The sequence below is a fragment of the Cupriavidus sp. PB-02 genome (assembly GCF_058252315.1).
This window is the reverse complement of record NZ_CM177694.1, coordinates 2705461-2722441: the sequence shown is the minus strand read 5'-3', so window position 1 is coordinate 2722441 and position 16981 is coordinate 2705461. Positions and strand designations below refer to the sequence as shown.

The 16981-nt window shown below is 63.7% G+C and carries 13 protein-coding genes; 6 read left to right on the top strand and 7 right to left on the bottom strand.

All coding sequences use genetic code 11. The annotated features are described in order from the left end of the window. Window positions 1-52 precede the first annotated feature (52 nt). Window positions 53-583 carry a lecithin retinol acyltransferase family protein gene (locus tag AC10V3_RS12730; RefSeq protein WP_022535627.1) on the top strand — a complete coding sequence of 177 codons (531 nt, stop codon included), beginning with the start codon at window positions 53-55 and terminating at the stop codon, window positions 581-583. 39 nt (window positions 584-622) lie between these two features. On the opposite strand, the gene AC10V3_RS12725 is transcribed toward AC10V3_RS12730, so the two are convergent. Beyond that, a complete protein-coding gene (locus AC10V3_RS12725) occupies window positions 623-2398 on the bottom strand; it encodes an ABC transporter ATP-binding protein/permease (protein WP_022535626.1) in 1776 nt (591 codons plus the stop codon). A 373-nt stretch (window positions 2399-2771) separates the two neighbouring features. On the opposite strand from AC10V3_RS12725, the gene AC10V3_RS12720 reads away from it, so the two are divergent. The 4 genes from AC10V3_RS12720 to AC10V3_RS12705 all read left to right on the top strand — a co-directional run bounded on the left by AC10V3_RS12720 (window position 2772) and on the right by AC10V3_RS12705 (window position 8253). Further along, window positions 2772-3227, top strand: coding sequence for a (2Fe-2S)-binding protein (locus AC10V3_RS12720; RefSeq protein WP_022535625.1), 456 nt, complete (start codon window positions 2772-2774; stop codon window positions 3225-3227). Between the two features lie 12 nt (window positions 3228-3239). Continuing rightward, a complete protein-coding gene (locus AC10V3_RS12715) occupies window positions 3240-5378 on the top strand; it encodes a xanthine dehydrogenase family protein molybdopterin-binding subunit (protein ID WP_022535624.1) in 2139 nt (712 codons plus the stop codon). Between the two features lie 38 nt (window positions 5379-5416). After that, window positions 5417-5914 (top strand): DoxX family protein, encoded by a 498-nt coding sequence (locus tag AC10V3_RS12710; protein ID WP_022535623.1) that lies wholly within the window; start codon window positions 5417-5419, stop codon window positions 5912-5914. A gap of 311 nt (window positions 5915-6225) precedes the next feature. Next, on the top strand, window positions 6226-8253 hold the full coding sequence (locus tag AC10V3_RS12705) for a galactose oxidase early set domain-containing protein (protein ID WP_349609230.1): 2028 nt from the start codon (window positions 6226-6228) through the stop codon (window positions 8251-8253). A 156-nt stretch (window positions 8254-8409) separates the two neighbouring features. On the opposite strand, the gene AC10V3_RS12700 is transcribed toward AC10V3_RS12705, so the two are convergent. The 3 genes from AC10V3_RS12700 to AC10V3_RS12690 all read right to left on the bottom strand — a co-directional run bounded on the left by AC10V3_RS12700 (window position 8410) and on the right by AC10V3_RS12690 (window position 10100). Continuing rightward, complete coding sequence (locus AC10V3_RS12700) at window positions 8410-8949, bottom strand: YkgB family protein (protein ID WP_022535621.1); 540 nt, start codon at window positions 8947-8949, stop codon at window positions 8410-8412. A gap of 269 nt (window positions 8950-9218) precedes the next feature. Further along, a complete protein-coding gene (locus AC10V3_RS12695) occupies window positions 9219-9674 on the bottom strand; it encodes a carboxymuconolactone decarboxylase family protein (protein ID WP_022535620.1) in 456 nt (151 codons plus the stop codon). A 9-nt stretch (window positions 9675-9683) separates the two neighbouring features. Then, entirely contained in the window at window positions 9684-10100 is a 417-nt protein-coding gene (locus tag AC10V3_RS12690) for a cupin domain-containing protein (protein ID WP_022535619.1), read from the bottom strand. Between the two features lie 201 nt (window positions 10101-10301). Between AC10V3_RS12690 and AC10V3_RS12685 the strand changes: the two genes are divergently transcribed. Beyond that, window positions 10302-13769: an adenylate/guanylate cyclase domain-containing protein gene (locus AC10V3_RS12685; protein ID WP_349609233.1), complete on the top strand. Its 3468-nt coding sequence runs from the start codon at window positions 10302-10304 to the stop codon at window positions 13767-13769. A 73-nt stretch (window positions 13770-13842) separates the two neighbouring features. On the opposite strand, the gene AC10V3_RS12680 is transcribed toward AC10V3_RS12685, so the two are convergent. From AC10V3_RS12680 to AC10V3_RS12670, 3 genes are read right to left on the bottom strand one after another with little or no spacing between them, the layout of a single operon-like run. Further along, window positions 13843-14745, bottom strand: a complete 903-nt coding sequence (locus AC10V3_RS12680; protein ID WP_022535617.1) for a LysR substrate-binding domain-containing protein — start codon at window positions 14743-14745, stop codon at window positions 13843-13845. Beyond that, entirely contained in the window at window positions 14742-15680 is a 939-nt protein-coding gene (locus AC10V3_RS12675; protein WP_022535616.1) for a TIGR03571 family LLM class oxidoreductase, read from the bottom strand. The genes AC10V3_RS12680 and AC10V3_RS12675 overlap by 4 nt, the downstream gene beginning before the upstream one ends. A 57-nt stretch (window positions 15681-15737) precedes the next feature. After that, window positions 15738-16880 (bottom strand): alkene reductase, encoded by a 1143-nt coding sequence (locus tag AC10V3_RS12670; protein ID WP_022535615.1) that lies wholly within the window; start codon window positions 16878-16880, stop codon window positions 15738-15740. Between the last annotated feature and the right edge of the window lie 101 nt (window positions 16881-16981).

The following is a 16981-nucleotide window of genomic DNA, read 5'->3' as shown; positions in this document are numbered from 1 at the left end:
AGGTTCACCAGCGGTACTGAATAAATCGCTTTCAAGATAATAGCGGCTCGCCATGGAAACTCTGTATATTGATTGGCTCATGACTTCGCCAGAGTTGGCCAGCATAGAACGCATTATCGAGGCTGGGGCCCATCTTATTAGCGAGCGGGATGGCTACACACACCACGGTATTTATGTCGGCGGTGGGCAGGTCATTCACTACGGGGGCTTTGATCATTCGGCGAAACGGCGCCCCATAGAATACATAGCGTTGCGCGCCTTTGCGGCAGGGAAGGCTATAAAAATCCAGGCTGAACCGGATGCCGCTTATGCCGGAATCGAGGTAGTGCAAAGGGCGAAGTCCCGCCTGGGCGAAGACCAATATCAGTTCCTGACCAATAACTGCGAACACTTCTGCACATGGTGTGTGACAGGCGTCAGGCGGAGCGAGCAGGTACGCCAGTGCTTGCGGAATCCTTGGGTAGGCATCAAGACACTGTTTGCGCTCGCCAGGGCGAAGTTTCATGGTTTCCGTGATCGCGCAAGGCGCGATCGCCCGAATCGTTCTTTCGGGTATTCCGCCAAGACAGCGGCGTGCCAGTAGGGCAGGTCGTCAGCGTGAGATTCCGGGCCTGGCGAACCTCTACCACCCAAAGCGATAATCCCGGGTCGGGTGCAGCCACCAATTCCCGTTCCCGGGCAGTTCCAGCACCTGGTGGTGAAATCTCAGGAGTGTGGGCCGATGACTGACACTGACCAGCGTCGCCTGCATGTCGGCCAGCAGCATATACATGCTTTCCTCATTGCCACTGTCCAGCGCGCTGGTGGCCTCGTCGAGCATCACGTAGCGCGGTTTGGCGAGTAATACGCGTCCGATCGTGAGTCGCTGTTGCTCGCCGAGGGATAACACTTTGCCCCAGTCCACTTCCGTGTCCAGCCCGCCAAACCGGCCAACGATATCCTTCAGATTGATCATCTCCAACAGCTGCAGAAGTTCCTCGTCAGGTACCTTCTGGCCGATGTGGTTCGGGTATAGCAACTGGCTGCGCAGGCTGCCCACCACCATGTAAGGGTGCTGCGGCAGGAACAGCATTTCCTGCGGACTTGGCCGCACGATGCATCCCGTGCCGTTGTTCCACAATCCGGCGATCGCGCGCATCAGAGAACTCTTTCCTCCGCCGCTGGCACCGACAATGAGAAGTCCCTCTCCCGGGTTGATCGACAATGTCAGGTCGTTGACCAGCGTTCGCTCCTGGTTCGGTGTCTGCAAGGTGACATGTTCCAGCGCCAGGCGGGAGTCCAGGACGGATTCGATCCTGTCCGCTGGCCTGGGGGAGGCTGCTGCCATCCCGTTCAAGGCGCCGGAGAATGTGTCCAGTCGATCCAGTCCCGCCACGAATCGACTCAGGTCCTCAAAATTGTCAACGACCACGGTCAATGCGTTCAGTACGGCGGCAAATGCAGCAGCAGCCTGGATAGCGCGACCGACTTCGAGCTCGCCGGAAAGCACGCGTGAAGCGACGATGGCACTGGGCAGTACGATGGTGAGGAAGTTATAGGCATACTGGAACAGGCTCAGATTGAGCTGCCAGTTAATGAGTCTGTTGAAGTTCTGGAAGGCATGTTCGAAACGGCCCCGCACATGGGACGACTCCAGCGCTTCACCCCGATAGAACGCAATGGACTCGGCGTTCTCACGAACCCGGATCAGGCTGAACCGGAAATCCGCCTCCCGCTTTAACTGATAGAAATTCAGGCCAATCATGACGCGGCCGAAAAAAAAGACGGTTACGAATGTGCCGGCGATGGCATAGATAACAAGAAAGTAGACCAGCTCCCTGGAGATCGACCACAAGACTGCGCTGAATGCAATGATTTGCAGCAGTGCGCCGACGCCAATAGAAAGAAAAAACAGGGATTGCCGCGTGAAGGTATTGATATCCTCGGTGATCCGCTGATCCGGATTGTCGATCGCGGCATTGGCATTGAGTTTGTAATAAGTCCTGGCCTTGAAATATCCGTCCAGATAGTGATCGGTCAACCAGCGCCTCCAGAAAAGGCCCAGTTTATTTCTCACGAAATGGTAAAAGCTGTAGGTGGGAACGGCGACGATCAGGATGTAGAGACATTTTCTGATCGAGGCCCAGAAGCGATCGGCGTCTTGTGCCGCCAGGGCCGAGGTAAATTCGCCGGTTTGCTCGATGAACAGGACTTCGGTTTGGGTTTGGCCCAGCAGCAGCAGGACCAACAGGAGCAGCAAGCCCGAGGCCTTCCATTTTTCCTTTGAGAACCAATAAGGTTTTGCAATGGCCCAGTATCGGGTCCACACGTGCCGGTGGGAGGCGCCAGTATTTTTCCTTTGGGCTTTCCTTCGGGCCGAAGTGCTGCCCGCGACCCTCGGCTCAGGAACGACGCTCATGTTGCCTCTCCAGCGGTGACCGGATACATACTCGTCACACGGATCCCGACGCGGGAACACTGTCTGACGATTAAAAAATCACCATTGGAATATAGACCAGCAAAATCGATGCCCGGCTAATTCGCGCGACTGGCCGGGTTCACCAACTCCCCCTTTGAACAGAGGGGAAGACGAGCGCACCCGCAGCGCCGGCTGCGACCCTTTGAACTGGGTAGTCGAACAGCCCCAGCGACGCATTGTTGGATTTCCCTGAATAGTCCTGCCAATCCGCGGCGGATTGTAGAGACCTGCCGCCGTGGGCAGAATCGCCCACAGGTTCAAGGCGTGCGGCCCTTTGCCCGCGCCGGCCCCGGACCATTTCAAGGAGCCGACGATGAGGCTGAATATCAACGGAACGGATCACGACGTCGACGCCGATCCCAATATGCCGCTGCTGTGGATGTTGCGCGACCTGGCGGGCCTTACCGGCACAAAGTTCGGGTGCGGCATGGCGCAATGCGGCGCCTGCACCGTGCATGTGGACGGCGCGCCGCAGCGTAGCTGCGTGTTACCGGTGTCGGCGGCGGCCGGCAAGTCGATCACCACCATCGAGGGTTTGTCGCCGGATGGCAGCCACCCGGTGCAGAGGGCCTGGGCCGAGTTGGATGTGATTCAGTGCGGTTACTGCCAGTCCGGCCAGATGATGTCGGCGGCGGCACTGTTGAAGCAGACCCGCACGCCCACCGACGCGCAGATTGACGAGGCCATGGCTGGCAATATCTGCCGCTGCGGCACCTACCAGCGCATCCGCGCGGCCGTGCATCGCGCCGCCGAGCTGGCCGGGCACTGAGGGAGAGCGATCGTGCAGGCACTTTCCAACCCCTCGCGGCGCAAGTTCCTCGCGGCCGGTGCCGTGCTCGGCGGCGGCCTGGTGATTGGCTTCACCGTGCCGGTGGCGCGTCGCCAGCCTGGCGTCGAGGCTGCAGTGTCAACCACCACGTTTGCGCCCAATGCCTTCCTGCGCATCGGTGCCGACGACAGCATCACGGTACTGCTGGCCCATTCGGAAATGGGGCAGGGCGTGTGGACCACGCTGCCCCTGCTGATCGCCGAGGAGCTCGATGCGGACTGGTCGCGGATCCACGTTGAACATGCACCGGCGGCGCCGACCTATGGCAACAGCGCTATCGGCGGCATGCAGGCGACGGTCGGCTCCTCCAGCATTCGCACTGAATTCACGCGCTACCGGCAAGCCGGCGCGGCGGCGCGGGCGATGCTGCTGCAGGCCGCGGCGCAGCGCCTCAACGTGCCGGCGGCGAGCCTGCGCACCGACACTGGCGCGGTCGTCAACGGCACGCAGCGCATCCGCTATGGCGAGCTGGCCGACGATGCCGGGCGGCTGGCGGTGCCAGATGCCGCATCGCTCGCGCTGAAGGCGCCGGGCGAATGGAAGTGGATCGGCAAGGGCGCACGGCGCCTCGACAACCTGCCCAAGCTCACTGGCCGCGCGCAATTCGGCATCGACGTGCAGTTCGATGGGCTGCTGACCGCCGTGGTGGCGCGTGCGCCGACGTTTGGCGCGCGGGTGCGCAGCGTCGACGACGGGGCGGCGCGCGCGGTGCGAGGCGTGCGCCAGGTGGTGCAGGTGCCAAGCGGTGTCGCGGTGGTCGCCGATCACTACTGGGCGGCCAGGCAGGGTCGCGATGCGCTGAAGATCGAATGGGAGCCGGCCGCGGGCGCAGCACCCGACAGCGACCGGCTGTTGCAGGAATTCGCGCGGCTGGCGGGCGCGCCCGGTCCGGTGGCAGCGGAGGCCGGCGACGTGGCCGTGGCCATGCGGGGCGCGGCGCAGGTGGTGGAGCGTGAGTACCGCGTGCCCTACCTGGCGCACGCGGCGATGGAGCCGCTCAATTGCACGGTGCGCCTGGGTGCCGAGGGCTGCGACGTCTGGGTCGGCACGCAGATGCAGACGCTGGCGCAGCGCACCGCGGCGCAGGTGTCCGGGCTCAGGCCGGAGCAGGTGCGCATCTATACCACCTTCCTCGGCGGCGGTTTCGGGCGCCGGGCGGTGCAGGACTTTATCGGCGAGGCCGTGCACGTGGCCAAGGCAGCGGGCGCTCCGGTCAAGACGGTTTGGTCGCGCGAGGATGACATGCGCGGCGGCTACTATCGCTCCGCCTTCGTGCACCGGGTGCGGGTGGGGCTGGACCGGGCCGGACTGCCGGTGGCATGGCGCCATGGCATCGCCGGGCAATCGATCCACCCGGATACGCCGGGCGTGCACAAGACCTCGGTCGAGGGTGTAGCCGATTCTCCGTATGTGACGCGCTGCCCCGCGCATCGCGTCGAGGCGCACTCGCCGCGCACCAGCGTCCCGGTCTGGTACTGGCGCTCGGTTGGCCACAGCCACAGCGGTTTCGTGATGGAGGGCATGGTCGACGAACTGGCGCGCGCCGCGCGCAAGGATCCGCTGGCCTATCGCCGCCTGCTGCTGAAGGACGAGCCGCGCCACCTGCGCGTGCTGGAGCTTGCGGCCGACAAGTTCGGCTGGCAACGCAGGCCTGCGCGCGGCCGCGGCTATGGCCTGGCGGTGCATGCATCGTTCGGCAGCTTCTGCGCGCAGGCGGTGGAAGTTTCGGTCAGCAAGGGCGCGTTGCGTGTGCATCGCGTGGTGTGCGCGATCGACTGCGGTATCGCCGTCAATCCCGACAACATCCGCGCGCAGATGGAAGGCGCCATCGTCTACGGGCTGAGCGCGGCGCTATATGGCAACCTTGCGCTGAAGGACGGCGCTGCGCTGCCTTCCAATTTCCACGACTACCCGGTGCTGCGCATGCCGGAGATGCCGCGCATCGACGTGCATATCGTGCCCGGCACCGATGCGCCCGGCGGCGTCGGCGAGCCCGGCACGCCGCCCATTGCCGCGGCGGTGGCCAACGCCGTGTTCGCGCTCACCGGCGAGCGGCTGCGCACGCTGCCGCTACAGCCGCGCCAGGCCTGAAGCGTCGCTGCAATCTTTCGAAATCCTGGAGCAACCAAATGACCCAGCTCTCGCCTGAACCGCGGACTGCCGCGACGCTGCCGACATCGCTGTCGCTGCGCCTGACCCGCCTGGAACCGCTGGCCTATGCGCTGCTGCGCGCCGTGTTCGGCCTCGTCATGATGACGCACGGCCTGCCCAAGCTGCTCGGCACCAGCCATGGCTCGATGGCCAACCCGATGGCCGGCGCCACCAACCTGATCGCCAACGTGCTGCACCTGCCGATGGCGCCGCAGATTGCGCTGGCGGTGGCGCTGTTGGAAACGATTGGCGGCGCCATGCTGGTAGCGGGGGTGCTGACGCGACCCGTGGCCGCGTTGATGACGGTGCAGATGGCGGTTATCTGCTACATCCATCGTCAGCATTTCGCGTGGATCGATCGCGGAATGGAGTATCCGCTGGTGCTGCTTGTCGTGGTGCTGCTGCTCGCCGCGCGCGGCGCTGGGGCGTGGTCGGTCGACAGTCTGCGCGCGGCGCGGCGTTACGCCGGGGCATAGGCCGCGCTGCGGCTGTCAGGCGCAGGCCGGCTGGCGCGTTGGCGACCGGAACACTTCCCATCAGGCCGGTCCCCCCAACCAGCCCGTCTCAACTCTGAAACCGATTTTCCGCTTTGCGCTTTCCGGCCGTTCTCTCACGGCGACATCTCCGAAAAGAATCAACGAGATAGCGGTCATGGCACCGTTCTGGCTACAAGTGCCAGTCAGTCGAGACGCCACCTGAATGGACGGAAAGGAGGACAAACGAGACAAACGATATGCGACAAACCACCAACCCCTGTTCTCGCGTTGATGGCCTCAAAGGAGGTCGTATGGATAATTTTCACCGAGCCCTGTCGCTGGCGTTGACAGGAATTTGTTCTTTTCTGCTGATTGCGGCATCCGCCGGTCCCGCTTTGGCGGCAGTTGAATGTCCAGCCGCCGGTGCGGCGGTGTGCGGACAAAACAGCGGCTTGATTCCGATCCACAAGGACTTCATCCATGCCTCGCTGATATGGAACAAGAAGTATGCAGAATGTCCGAAGATGCTGATCTGGATGCGGCCATCGGAGTACAAGCCAACGCACTATCTCAATCCGCCGGTGCAGGGCGGTGGATTCCCTGGGTTCAACCAGAAATATATTGATCTGGTACAGGGCGGATTCTCACTTGGCCAACTCGACGAGAGCGGCTGGTCACGCTACAGCCCTGACCTCGAACGGGAAAACGCCCAGATCGTCGATGTCTGTGGACTGCAGTCCCTGATCAATACCGGCACATTCACCAAGACGGCTATCGCCGATCTGACCAGCGCGGACATTAGCTATACCGACCCGTTCTTCTCGGATGCCGGTTTCTCCAGGGGACTGGGATATAACCTGTTCTGTAATGGCCACGTGTCCGGGACTGATGGCCGTATCTACGTAGTCGGGCTACATGACAAGGGCGGCAACAATGGCGGAAGGAAGGTCAACATATTCGACCCCAAGACCGAGCAATGGGTAAGCAGACCGATACCATGCGTCAGATCCGGCTTTGAAATGGACCCGACCGGAGTCTTGTCACATTGCGATCCGCTGAATGAGAACAATACCGATCCAGCGCATTCCTCGGACCTGAAGTATCAACGCTGGTATCCGAGCGCCGTGACGCTGCCCGATGGGCGAATTCTGGTCCTGTCTGGCTCTGATCAGGACACCAGCGTAGGGCCGGCCAATGCGAGCGCCACCAAGGTACGGCAGGCCGTGCCGGAAGTGTACGATCCGAAGACCGATACGACGGTTGCGCTGGAAAATGCAAAGAAGCTGCTGCCGATGTATCCCCGCGCTTTTGTGGTCCAGACCGGACCAGGCGAGAAAGACTGGAAGGTCGCCGTCTCCTCCGAAGTCGTACCACCGCTGCCTGGACAACCTGGAGGGTTGAATATTCGAGGCTACGATCCCTTCTTCTACAGCGGAAGGACCTACCTGCTCGATGTCCAGGGCGCGCTCGCCGACCCCCTGATCGCCACGCCCGCAGAGAACCATTGGACCTATGTGGATACGGCCCAGAATGCCCATGACAGTGGCGCTGGCGTCATGATGGTGACGATCAACGCGAATGGCACCTGGTCGCAGGATCTGTTCCTGTTCGGCGGATCGGATGGCGGCAATACACCCGCTTCAGCGGTTGCGGAAACGATCAATTTCTCCAGTCCGACACCAAAATGGAAGCCCCTCAGCAATCTCATCCTGCCGGCCACGCAGAACAATGTGGTCGCGCTGCCAGATGGGAAACTGCTGGTCGTCGGTGGTGCCGATGGAAACGTGAACAGCCTTGCCTATCAGCTGTTCAATCCGGCCGACGGCAGCAGGACCGACGTGGTCACTTCGCCGGTGCCCCGGCATGACCATTCCACTGCGCTACTGATGCCCAATGGTGGCGTATGGGTGATGGGAGGCAACAGGGTCAACCTGATACCAGGATCACCCCAGACCCAGGCACAACGGGATGCCGCCGTCCCGGTACTCGAGTTCTACAAGCCACCTTATTTCTTCAAGGGTGTGAAGCCGGTCATCGACAAATCCCCGAACAGCATCCGCTACGGCAAGAAGTTCAAGCTGGACGTCTCCGGCGCCGAGGTCGAATCGGTTGCGCTGATTCGTACTGGTCCGATCACCCACAACTGGACTTGGGGCAACCGGTACGTGAAGCTGCCGGTCGCGAAGGAAAACAGCGGCAAGCTGGAAGTCACGGCCCCGCCGTTGCCAGGGCTTGCGATTGCCGGGGACTATTTGCTCTTCGCCGTCGCCAAGAATGGAACCGTCAGCGAAGGGCGACATGTGCAACTGAAGTTCAAGGACGATCCTGAGCCCGATTGAGGACGCAATCCCCGTATTGCCTTCCCGCCGGGAGCTGGCAGGCATCGCCCCAACTGCTGAACCCCGATCGGATGTTCCGGTCACGGAACGCCCGAACGGGGTCGGTGGACGGTCTGCGTGCGGCGCTATGTCGGGGCATAGCCCGCGCCGCCGCTGTCAGGCACTGGCCGGCTGGTGCGCACTGCCGGTCAGCAGTCGGCGAGATGCGCCACGCGCGACTTGCCAGTGCGCCAGGGACGTGCGCAGTAGCACGGCGGACGCCGCCAGCAGCACCAGGTCCTTCAGCAAGAATTGACCGATTGGTGCGGAAATTGCCGGAAATCCGCCAGCTGTCGGCTCCGCGACGCCAGGGGTGGTGAAAAAGAACGTGAGCGTGATGGCGTAGGTCGCGCACGACATTGCCGCACCGAGCACGGAAGCCCCGCGGTGGAAGGCACCGGTGGCCAGCGTGACGGCAGTGGCGAGTTCCAGCGCACCAATGACGCCGCTGGCGCCACGCACGCCGAATGCGCTGAGAAGCCAACTCATGAAGGGGCTATGTTCGATAAACGGTGCAATGCCCTGCGCTTCGTAGAGGGTGAACTTCATCGCGCCGAACCATAGGAAGACCACGACCAGGGACCAGCGCAACAAGGCCGTATAGTCTGGGATAGCCGCTGCGGGGTGTGTCGGGGCGAGGGAAAAGATCGGTTTCATATTCAACTCCTGAACAGATGGGTGGTGTGGGTCATAGGACCGCATGCGCGGATCGCCGCGGCAAAGCCGGCGGCGGTGGGCTGCGCATCGGTCGCATCTGCGTCGCGGCGCCGCCTGGTATGGAGTTCGACGTAGTGGCGCACCGGGTTGCAAGTGCCACTACGACGATGATTTGTTTTTGCCAGGCGGAAAGCACGCCTTCGCGTAAGCCGCCGCAGAAAACCGCACGCCCCCGGTCAGGAAGCTACCCGCAGTGCGTGCGTGGCCAATCAGTCCTTGAGCGCGAGCGCCGCTTCCGGCGCGCGGCGGAAGCTGATCGCCAGGCGATTGAACGCATTCATCAGGCTGATGGCCATGGTCAGGTCGGCCAGTTCCTTTTCGCTGAAGACTGCCTCGGCTGCCAGGAACACGTCGTCAGGAACATGCGTATCAGCAACGCGAGTCACTGACTCGGCCCATGCAAGGGCAGCCTTTTCACGGTCGCTGAACAGGCTGCCGGCTTCATGCCAGGCCTGCACCAGTGCGAGCTTTTCGATCTTGACGCCCTTCTTGACCAGGTCACGCGTGTGCATATCGAGGCAATATGCGCATCCGTTGATCTGGCTCACGCGCAGATAGACCAGCTCGACCAGTACATCGTCGAGGCCCGACTGCATGATGTAGCCGTAGACACTGCCAAAGGCCTTTACGCCGCCGGGGGACGCTTTCGTGTAATCCAGTCTCATTTCAGACTCCTACTTTTCGTTGGTGGTAAGTTCTTTATCGTCAGAATCGACGACGAAAACGGCCAGCAGCTTGGCCGGTTGCGTTTTGCTCGCGTTGCGACTGACCGGGTGACTTGACCCTGGCTCCTCGTAGAAGCTTTGGCCCGCCTTGTAGATGCGTTCCGGCCCGTCATTGACCTTGCTGGCGATGCTGCCCGAAACGACATAGGCGTAAATGAACGCCGACTTGGCATGGCGGTGTGGCAACGAGGCGCCGCCAGGGGCATAAAGCACTTCCAGGGCAACGAGCGATTTGCCCGGGATGTTCGGGATCGCGTGTGTGAAGTTCGGTTTGACCGTTTCTCCAGACCCGTGCGCGGCGGCGACGCCCGCAGCGGCCATCCCGGTGGCGGCCAGCAACAGCAAGAGGGTGCGCTTGAGTTTCATATTTGATCTCCTTGGGGATCTCTTTTGGTGAAAGCATCATGCGCTCGCCCTGGTTCATGCGAAAGAACCAAAAATCGAAATCTTGGATGTACCATGGGCGATGGCGAAGTCCAGTGCCCCGAGCCGCGGACCCAACTTGATACGGGAGTAGGGAAGGCGTCTAATCGTTCAGGAGAGGGCTGAGGAAACAATAGGTGCGCTATGCGCTGCACAAACTGCGGAGCGGAGAACCCCGCTGGCGCCAAGTTCTGTGAGGACTGCGGGACCAGGCTTGTCCAGCTCTGCCCGAACTGTGGCCACCAGTCGAGCGCTGCAGCCAGGTTTTGCAGCGAATGCGGCGCATTCCTGAGCGACTCGCTTGAAGCGTCGAAGGGGCGCACTCAAAACGCTCCGCCCGCCCCGATCCACTACACCCCGCGCCACCTGGCCGAGCGCATCCTGGCGGAGCAGGCGGCAATGGAGGCCAGGGAAGAGACGGCAGGCGAACGCAAGACCATTACGGCCCTGTTCGCCGACATGGCCGGCTCCACGGCATTGATCCACGACCTGGACCCGGAAGAAGCACGCCGCCTGATCGACCCCGTCGTGGCCCTGATGATGGAGGCCGTGCATTACTACGAGGGCTACGTGGCCAAGTCGCTGGGTGATGGCATCCTCGCTATGTTCGGTGCTCCCATTGCCCACGAAGATCATCCTCAGCGAGCCTTGTACGCGGCGCTGCGCATGCAGGAAGCCATGCGCCGCCACAGCGACCGGATCCGTCTCGAGCAAGGCATACCGCTCCAGATTCGGGTGGGGATCCACACTGGAGAGGTGGTGGTGCGCTCGATTCGCAAGGACGACCTGCGCACGGACTACGATCCGGTGGGGCACACGATCCATATCGCCGCGCGGATGGAAAGCATCGCCACGCCTTCGTCCATTCTCGTGAGTGAGTCGACACGCAAGCTGACCGAGGGTTACTTTGACTTCAAGGCCCTGGGGGCCACTCAGGTGAAAGGCATCCCCGAGCCGCTCGCCGTGTACGAGGTGCTGCGCCTCGGCGCGTTGCGCACGCGCTTGCAAGTGGCGCAGCATCGCGGTTTGGCACGGTTTGTCGGGCGCCAGGCCGAGCTGGAGCAATTGCACAGGGCATTGGATCGGGCCAAGGGGGGGCACGGGCAAATCGTCGGGGTAGTCGGCGAGGCGGGAGTGGGAAAGTCCCGGCTTTTCCACGAGTTCAAGGGCGTCTCGCAGCGAGGCTGCCTGGTGCTGGAGACCTTCTCGGTCTCGCACGGCAAGTCCTTTGCCTATCTGCCGCTGATTGAACTCGTGAAGAGCTATTTCCTGATCAACGCCCAGGATGATGAGCGAAGCAGCCGCGAAAAGGTCGCCGGTAGGGTCCTGATGCTCGAGCGCAGTCTGGAAGATCTCTTGCCTTACCTGCTTCATTTGTTAGGCATCAGCGAGTCCGGTTCAGCATTACCGAACATGGACCCTCAGATCCGTCGCCAACGCACGTTCGAGGCGATCGCGCGGCTGCTTGTGCGCGAAAGCCTGAATCAACCGCTTGAACTCTTGTTCGAGGACCTGCAATGGCTGGACAGCGAAACCGAGGCGTTCCTTGATGTCCTCATCGACCGCCTGCCAAGCGCCAGGATTCTGCTCCTCCTGAATTACCGGCCCGAATACCAGCATGGCTGGGGCCACAAGAGCTACTACACCCAGCTTCGGCTGGATCCGTTGGGCCAGTCCGAGTCCCAGGGATTGCTCGCTGCCTTGCTTGGGGAGGATCCCACGCTGATGCCCCTCAAGACCCTCATCCTGGAGAAGACCGAGGGCAACCCATTTTTCATGGAAGAGGTGGTGCAGACCCTGTCCGAGGAGAAGGCACTGCTCGGCGACCCCGGACATTACCGCATCGACAAAACCCCCACCGTGCTGCATATCCCGACCACGGTGCAAGGCGTACTCGCTGCCCGCATAGATCGGCTGCCCCGGGCCGAGAAGGACTTGTTGCAGACACTTGCCGTGATTGGCAAGGAGTTTCCCCTGAGCCTGATCCAGCGGGTCGTCGCCCAGTCTGATGACCAGTTGCGCCACCTGCTGGCCCGCCTGGAGGCTGGCGAGTTTATTTACGAGCGGCCCGCATTCCCCGATATGGAATACACGTTCAAGCATGCCCTCACCCAGGAAGTTGCCGGCAACTCTCAACTCACGGAGCAGCGCAGCGTGCTGCATGAACGCATAGGCCAGGCCATCGAGGCACTCTTCCACAATCGGCTGAAGGACTATTGCGGTGAGCTGGCGCGCCACTACAGCCTTAGCGGCAACAATCCGAAAGCTGTGGAGTACCTTCGCTGGACGGGGCAGCAGGCGCTCGATCATTCCGCCTATCGCGAAGCGATCCGCCACCTCGGCGCGGCCCTGGAGTTGCTCAAGCGAATGCCCGACACACCCGAACGCGCACGCGAGGAACTTACTTTGCAGCTCGCCATCGGTCGGGCCTTGATTGCTGCCAGGGGTTATGCCTCGTCGGAGGTTGAGGCTGCGTATAGCCGTGCGCTGGCGCTGTGTGGGCAGGTCGGCAAAACACCGCAACTGTTTCCGGCGCAGCTGGGACTGCGTACCTACTTTTCCTTGCGCGCGGAATACGGGAAAGCCCATGAGCTGGGTAAGCGGCTGCTCAGCCTGGCCGAGGACGGACAAGACCAGGAACTGGTCGGGGAAGCGCATATCTCGCTCGGTGCCACGTTGTTTTTCATGGGCGAATTCAACGCGGCCCATGCCCATCTGGGGCAGGCACTCGCCCTCTACAGCCCTGCGGCGCAGCACGCGCATCCGCTTCTCCACGGGGTCCATCCCGAAGTCCGTGCGCTTGCGATTTCGGCCCATGCCCTGTGGTACCTGGGCTACCCCGACCAGGCTTTCAGGCGAGGGCAGGAGTCGCTGACGCTCGCCCGGAAGGTGTCTCACCCCTTTAGCCTGGCGCATGCCCTGGTCTTCATGGCCGAGCTTCACCAGTTCCGGCGTGACCCGCAACTTGCGCAGGAATGCGCCGAGGCCGCCATCACGCTCTCGACAGAGCAGGGCTTTCCGTTCTGGCTGGGGTGGGCAACCATCGTTCAGGGTTGGGCGCTGGCCGAGCGGGAAAGCGCAGAGGATGGCATCGCGCGGATACGTGGCGGCCTGACCGCCTATCACGCCACCGGGGCCGAGCGGGGCCGGTCACACTTTCTGGCGCTGTTGGCCCAGGCCTATGGAAAGGTGGGGCAGGCCGAAACCGGGCTCAGCGTGCTGAACGAGGCGATGGACATGGCGGACAGATCCGGAGAACGCTACTACGAAGCCGAATTGCATCGGCTCAAGGGGGAGCTGATGCTTCACTGTGCGAGCGTCCGGGACCAGGCGTCCGTGAGTGGGGAAGACGTCGAAGCGTGTTTTCACAAGGCGATCGCGGTGGCTCGCCATCAAAGTTCCAGGTGGCTGGAGCTGCGGGCGACCCTCAGCCTGGCTCGGCTGTGGCAACGATCAGGCAAGACAGAAGCGGGGATGCGCAGGCTGGCCGAGATTCATGGCGCATTCACCGAAGGATTCGATACCGCTGACTTGCAGCAGGCCAAAGCGCTGCTTGAGGCTTCGGCCTGGCAGCATCGTGCGCCGGGAACAGTTGGCTCGGACAAGCCTTGAACCACTGGTTACCGCCGTCAGGAATGGCTTGACGCGGGCCCGGAAGCTGCGTCAAATGCCTGGTCCGGCGGGGTCAAGCCTGGTCGGTGTCCGCGGCCAGTTGCGCGCCGACATAGTCCAGGAAGCATGTGATGCGCGACGACACTTGCGTATTGCGGTAGTAGACCGCGTGGATCGGTTGCCGGACATCGACGGTATGGGCCATCAGCACCTGCACCAGGTCGCCGCTGGCGCGCCCGGCGTGCGTCATGTAGTCGGCCAGGCAGACGATGCCCTGGCCGGCCAGCGCCAGCCGCAGCAGTGTTTCCCCGCTGGAGGCGCGCACATCAGGCGCGATGCGCAGGCTGTCGCCCTGCGCATGCCGCAGCGGCCAGTGGTTCAGCGAATCGGGCTGCGCGAAGCCCAGCAGGCTGTGGGACGAGAGCTCTTCGATGGTCTTCGGTACGCCGCGGCGTTTCAGGTAGGCCGGGCTGGCCAGAAGCCGCAGCCGGCTGCTGCACAGCGGCCGCGCGTGCAGCGTGGAGTCGCGCAGCGCGCCGATGCGGATTGCCACGTCGGTGCGCTGCTCCAGCAGGTCGATGATCTGGTCGCTGGTATGCAGCTCCAGCTCGATCTCCGGATAGCGTTCGCGGAAGCCCTCCACCAGCGGCACGATCACGTGGTGCATGAACGGCGTGGCAGCGTTGACGCGCAGCTTGCCGGTGGGCTTGCGTCGCCGGATCGCCATCTGCTCCTCGGCGGTGTCGATGGCGTCGAGCACGCGCCGCGCATGGGCCAGGAAGGCCTCGCCTTCCTCGGTCAGCACCAGGCGGCGCGTGGTCCGCCGCAGCAGCGTGGTTTCCAGCTTCTCCTCGAGCCGGGTCAGGCCGCGGCTGACCGCGGAGACGGTCTGCTGCAGCTGCTCGGCCGCGGCCGTGATGGAGCCGCTGTCGACCACCGTGGTGAAGGTGAGCAACTCGTCCAGCGTCGTTTTCATGCAGCCAGTGCCTGCTCGTGGAAGTGCGGCAGCACATGGGCTGCGATCTCTTCCATCACCTCGGCCACGGGCCGCCGGCTGCGGCGGAAATGCAGGCCGATATGGTGCACGCCGGCTGCGCGCATCGCCTCCAGCTCGGCGATCAGCCCGTGCCGGCCGACCGTGCCGCCGAAACGGTGGCGCTGCATCGGCGCGTCAGGATCGTCCAGCAGGTCCAGGTGGATAAAGCTGATGTAGGGCTTGTTGCCGGCGACATTGCGCCATAGCGCGCTGCGGCGTTCGTGGTCGGCGGGCGAACCGGGGTAGGCCAGCCAGCCGTCCATGTTGACGCCGGCCCATTGCGGCGTCTGCTGCGCCAGCCCGGCAACAAGCAGCGTCAGCGGCGGTTCGGTGCGTGGCAGCAGCTGCACGCCGGGCGGCAGGCCGGCGGCGCCGGTATTGCGCAAGATCGCCACCTGTCCGCGGAAATTATCGTCACGCTGGGCAAAATCACGGCCGAACACCGGATACTCGACCGGGCGGTCGCCGCTGGCCACGCCGAGCAGCAGGCGCCCGCCGCTTAACTGGTTGACCGTGTTGGCGGACTTGAGGGTCAGCAGCGGCTCGCGCAGCGGCAGCACCACTGCCGCGGTGCCGAGCAGGATGCGTTCGGTGATGCCGGCCAGGTAGCCCAGGTAGGTGAAGGCCTCGAACACCTGCGCGGCGTCACCGAACTGCGGGTCGTACAGCGGCACGTCGCGCACCCACAGGGCGCGGTACCCCAGCCGGTCGGCCAGGCGCGCCAGTTCGCCATGGCGGGCCATGTCGGGCTCGCCCGGCAGGCGGCCGGCCTGGCGGCGCGCGCTGTCGCCCGTGGGCGACCAGTCGTTGTCCAGCGGCAGCTCCACGCCGATGCTGAAGCCGCCGGCGCCGAGGGTTTGCAATGCGGATGACATGACAGCTTCTCTCCGGGCAGGCGTGCTAGCGCCAGCCAGTGGGTACAAGGCGGGGTTTCAGGCGCTTGCCGGCTGCGCGGCGGGCGTTGCGTGGTGCGCTGGCTGGTGTGCGGGGTAGTCGGTGTACCCGGCCGCGCCGCCGCCGAAGTATTTCGCGCGGATGCCCGGGTTGAGCGGCAGGTCGTGGCGCAGGCGGTAGGGCAGGTCGGGGTTGCCGATAAAGCTGCGCCCGAAGCCGATCAGGTCCGCCCAGCCGCGGGCCAGCGCGTCTTCCGCGCGGGCCTTGTTGTAGTTGCCCGAGTAGATCAGCGTGCCGGGGTAGATCGCGCGCAGCGCTTCCTTGAACGCGGCCGGCATCGCGGGTGCGTCTTCCCAGTCGGCCTCGGCGATATGGATATACCCCACGCCGATCTGCGCCAGCGCATGCGCCGCGGCCAGGTAGGTGGCCTGCGGCGTGTCGTCGACCGCGCCCTGCAGCGTGGTCAGCGGCGCAAGCCGCACGCCGATCCGGCCGGGGCCGACCACGTCGGTCACCGCCTGCGCCACCTCGCGCAGGAAGCGCAGCCGGTTGTGCAGCGAGCCGCCATAGGCGTCGCCGCGCAGGTTGGCCTGCGAATCGATGAACTGGTTGATCAGGTAGCCATTGGCGCCGTGCAGCTCCACCCCGTCGAAGCCGGCTTCGAGCGCATGGCGCGCCGCATTGGCGTAGTCCGCGACGATGCCCGGAATCTCTTCGAGCTTCAGTGCGCGCGGCGCCGAGTGCTGGATCATCTCGCCCGCGCCTTGCGCGGGCCCGCGGCCCTCGGGGTCGATAAACACCTTTACACCTTCGGCCACCAGCGCCGACGACGACACCGGCGCGCCCTGGCCCGGTTGGAGCGAGGTATGCGAGACGCGCCCGACGTGCCACAACTGGGCGAACATGCGCCCGCCGGCGGCGTGCACGGCGTCGGTGACCTGGCGCCACCCCTGCACCTGCGCGGCGTTGTAGATGCCCGGGGTCCAGGCATAGCCCTGGCCTTGCCGGCTGATCTGCGTGCCTTCGGAAATGATCAGGCCCGCCGACGCGCGCTGGCGGTAGTACTCGGCCATCAGCGGCGTGGCGACATCGCCGGCGCCGGCGCGAGAGCGGGTCATCGGGGGCATGACGATGCGGTTGGGCAAGTCGAGCTCGCCAAGGCGGTAAGGGGTGAAGAGCATGGTCGGCTCCGGCAAGTGAGTGACGTGGGCAGCGGCCCTGCGCAGGCGGCAGGCACGGCTGCGATGAGGGCATTGTCGGCACAAGCTTCGCGCGGAAAAAC

What these genes read in the sequence shown, in the direction of transcription:
- AC10V3_RS12730 (WP_022535627.1), top strand. Translation starts at nt 53, where the DNA reads ATGGAAACTCTGTATATTGATTGGCTCATGACTTCGCCAGAGTTGGCC.
- AC10V3_RS12725 (WP_022535626.1), bottom strand. Translation starts at nt 2,398, where the DNA reads ATGAGCGTCGTTCCTGAGCCGAGGGTCGCGGGCAGCACTTCGGCCCGA.
- AC10V3_RS12720 (WP_022535625.1), top strand. Translation starts at nt 2,772, where the DNA reads ATGAGGCTGAATATCAACGGAACGGATCACGACGTCGACGCCGATCCC.
- AC10V3_RS12710 (WP_022535623.1), top strand. Translation starts at nt 5,417, where the DNA reads ATGACCCAGCTCTCGCCTGAACCGCGGACTGCCGCGACGCTGCCGACA.
- AC10V3_RS12705 (WP_349609230.1), top strand. Translation starts at nt 6,226, where the DNA reads ATGGATAATTTTCACCGAGCCCTGTCGCTGGCGTTGACAGGAATTTGT.
- AC10V3_RS12700 (WP_022535621.1), bottom strand. Translation starts at nt 8,949, where the DNA reads ATGAAACCGATCTTTTCCCTCGCCCCGACACACCCCGCAGCGGCTATC.
- AC10V3_RS12695 (WP_022535620.1), bottom strand. Translation starts at nt 9,674, where the DNA reads ATGAGACTGGATTACACGAAAGCGTCCCCCGGCGGCGTAAAGGCCTTT.
- AC10V3_RS12690 (WP_022535619.1), bottom strand. Translation starts at nt 10,100, where the DNA reads ATGAAACTCAAGCGCACCCTCTTGCTGTTGCTGGCCGCCACCGGGATG.
- AC10V3_RS12685 (WP_349609233.1), top strand. Translation starts at nt 10,302, where the DNA reads ATGCGCTGCACAAACTGCGGAGCGGAGAACCCCGCTGGCGCCAAGTTC.
- AC10V3_RS12680 (WP_022535617.1), bottom strand. Translation starts at nt 14,745, where the DNA reads ATGAAAACGACGCTGGACGAGTTGCTCACCTTCACCACGGTGGTCGAC.
- AC10V3_RS12675 (WP_022535616.1), bottom strand. Translation starts at nt 15,680, where the DNA reads ATGTCATCCGCATTGCAAACCCTCGGCGCCGGCGGCTTCAGCATCGGC.
- AC10V3_RS12670 (WP_022535615.1), bottom strand. Translation starts at nt 16,880, where the DNA reads ATGCTCTTCACCCCTTACCGCCTTGGCGAGCTCGACTTGCCCAACCGC.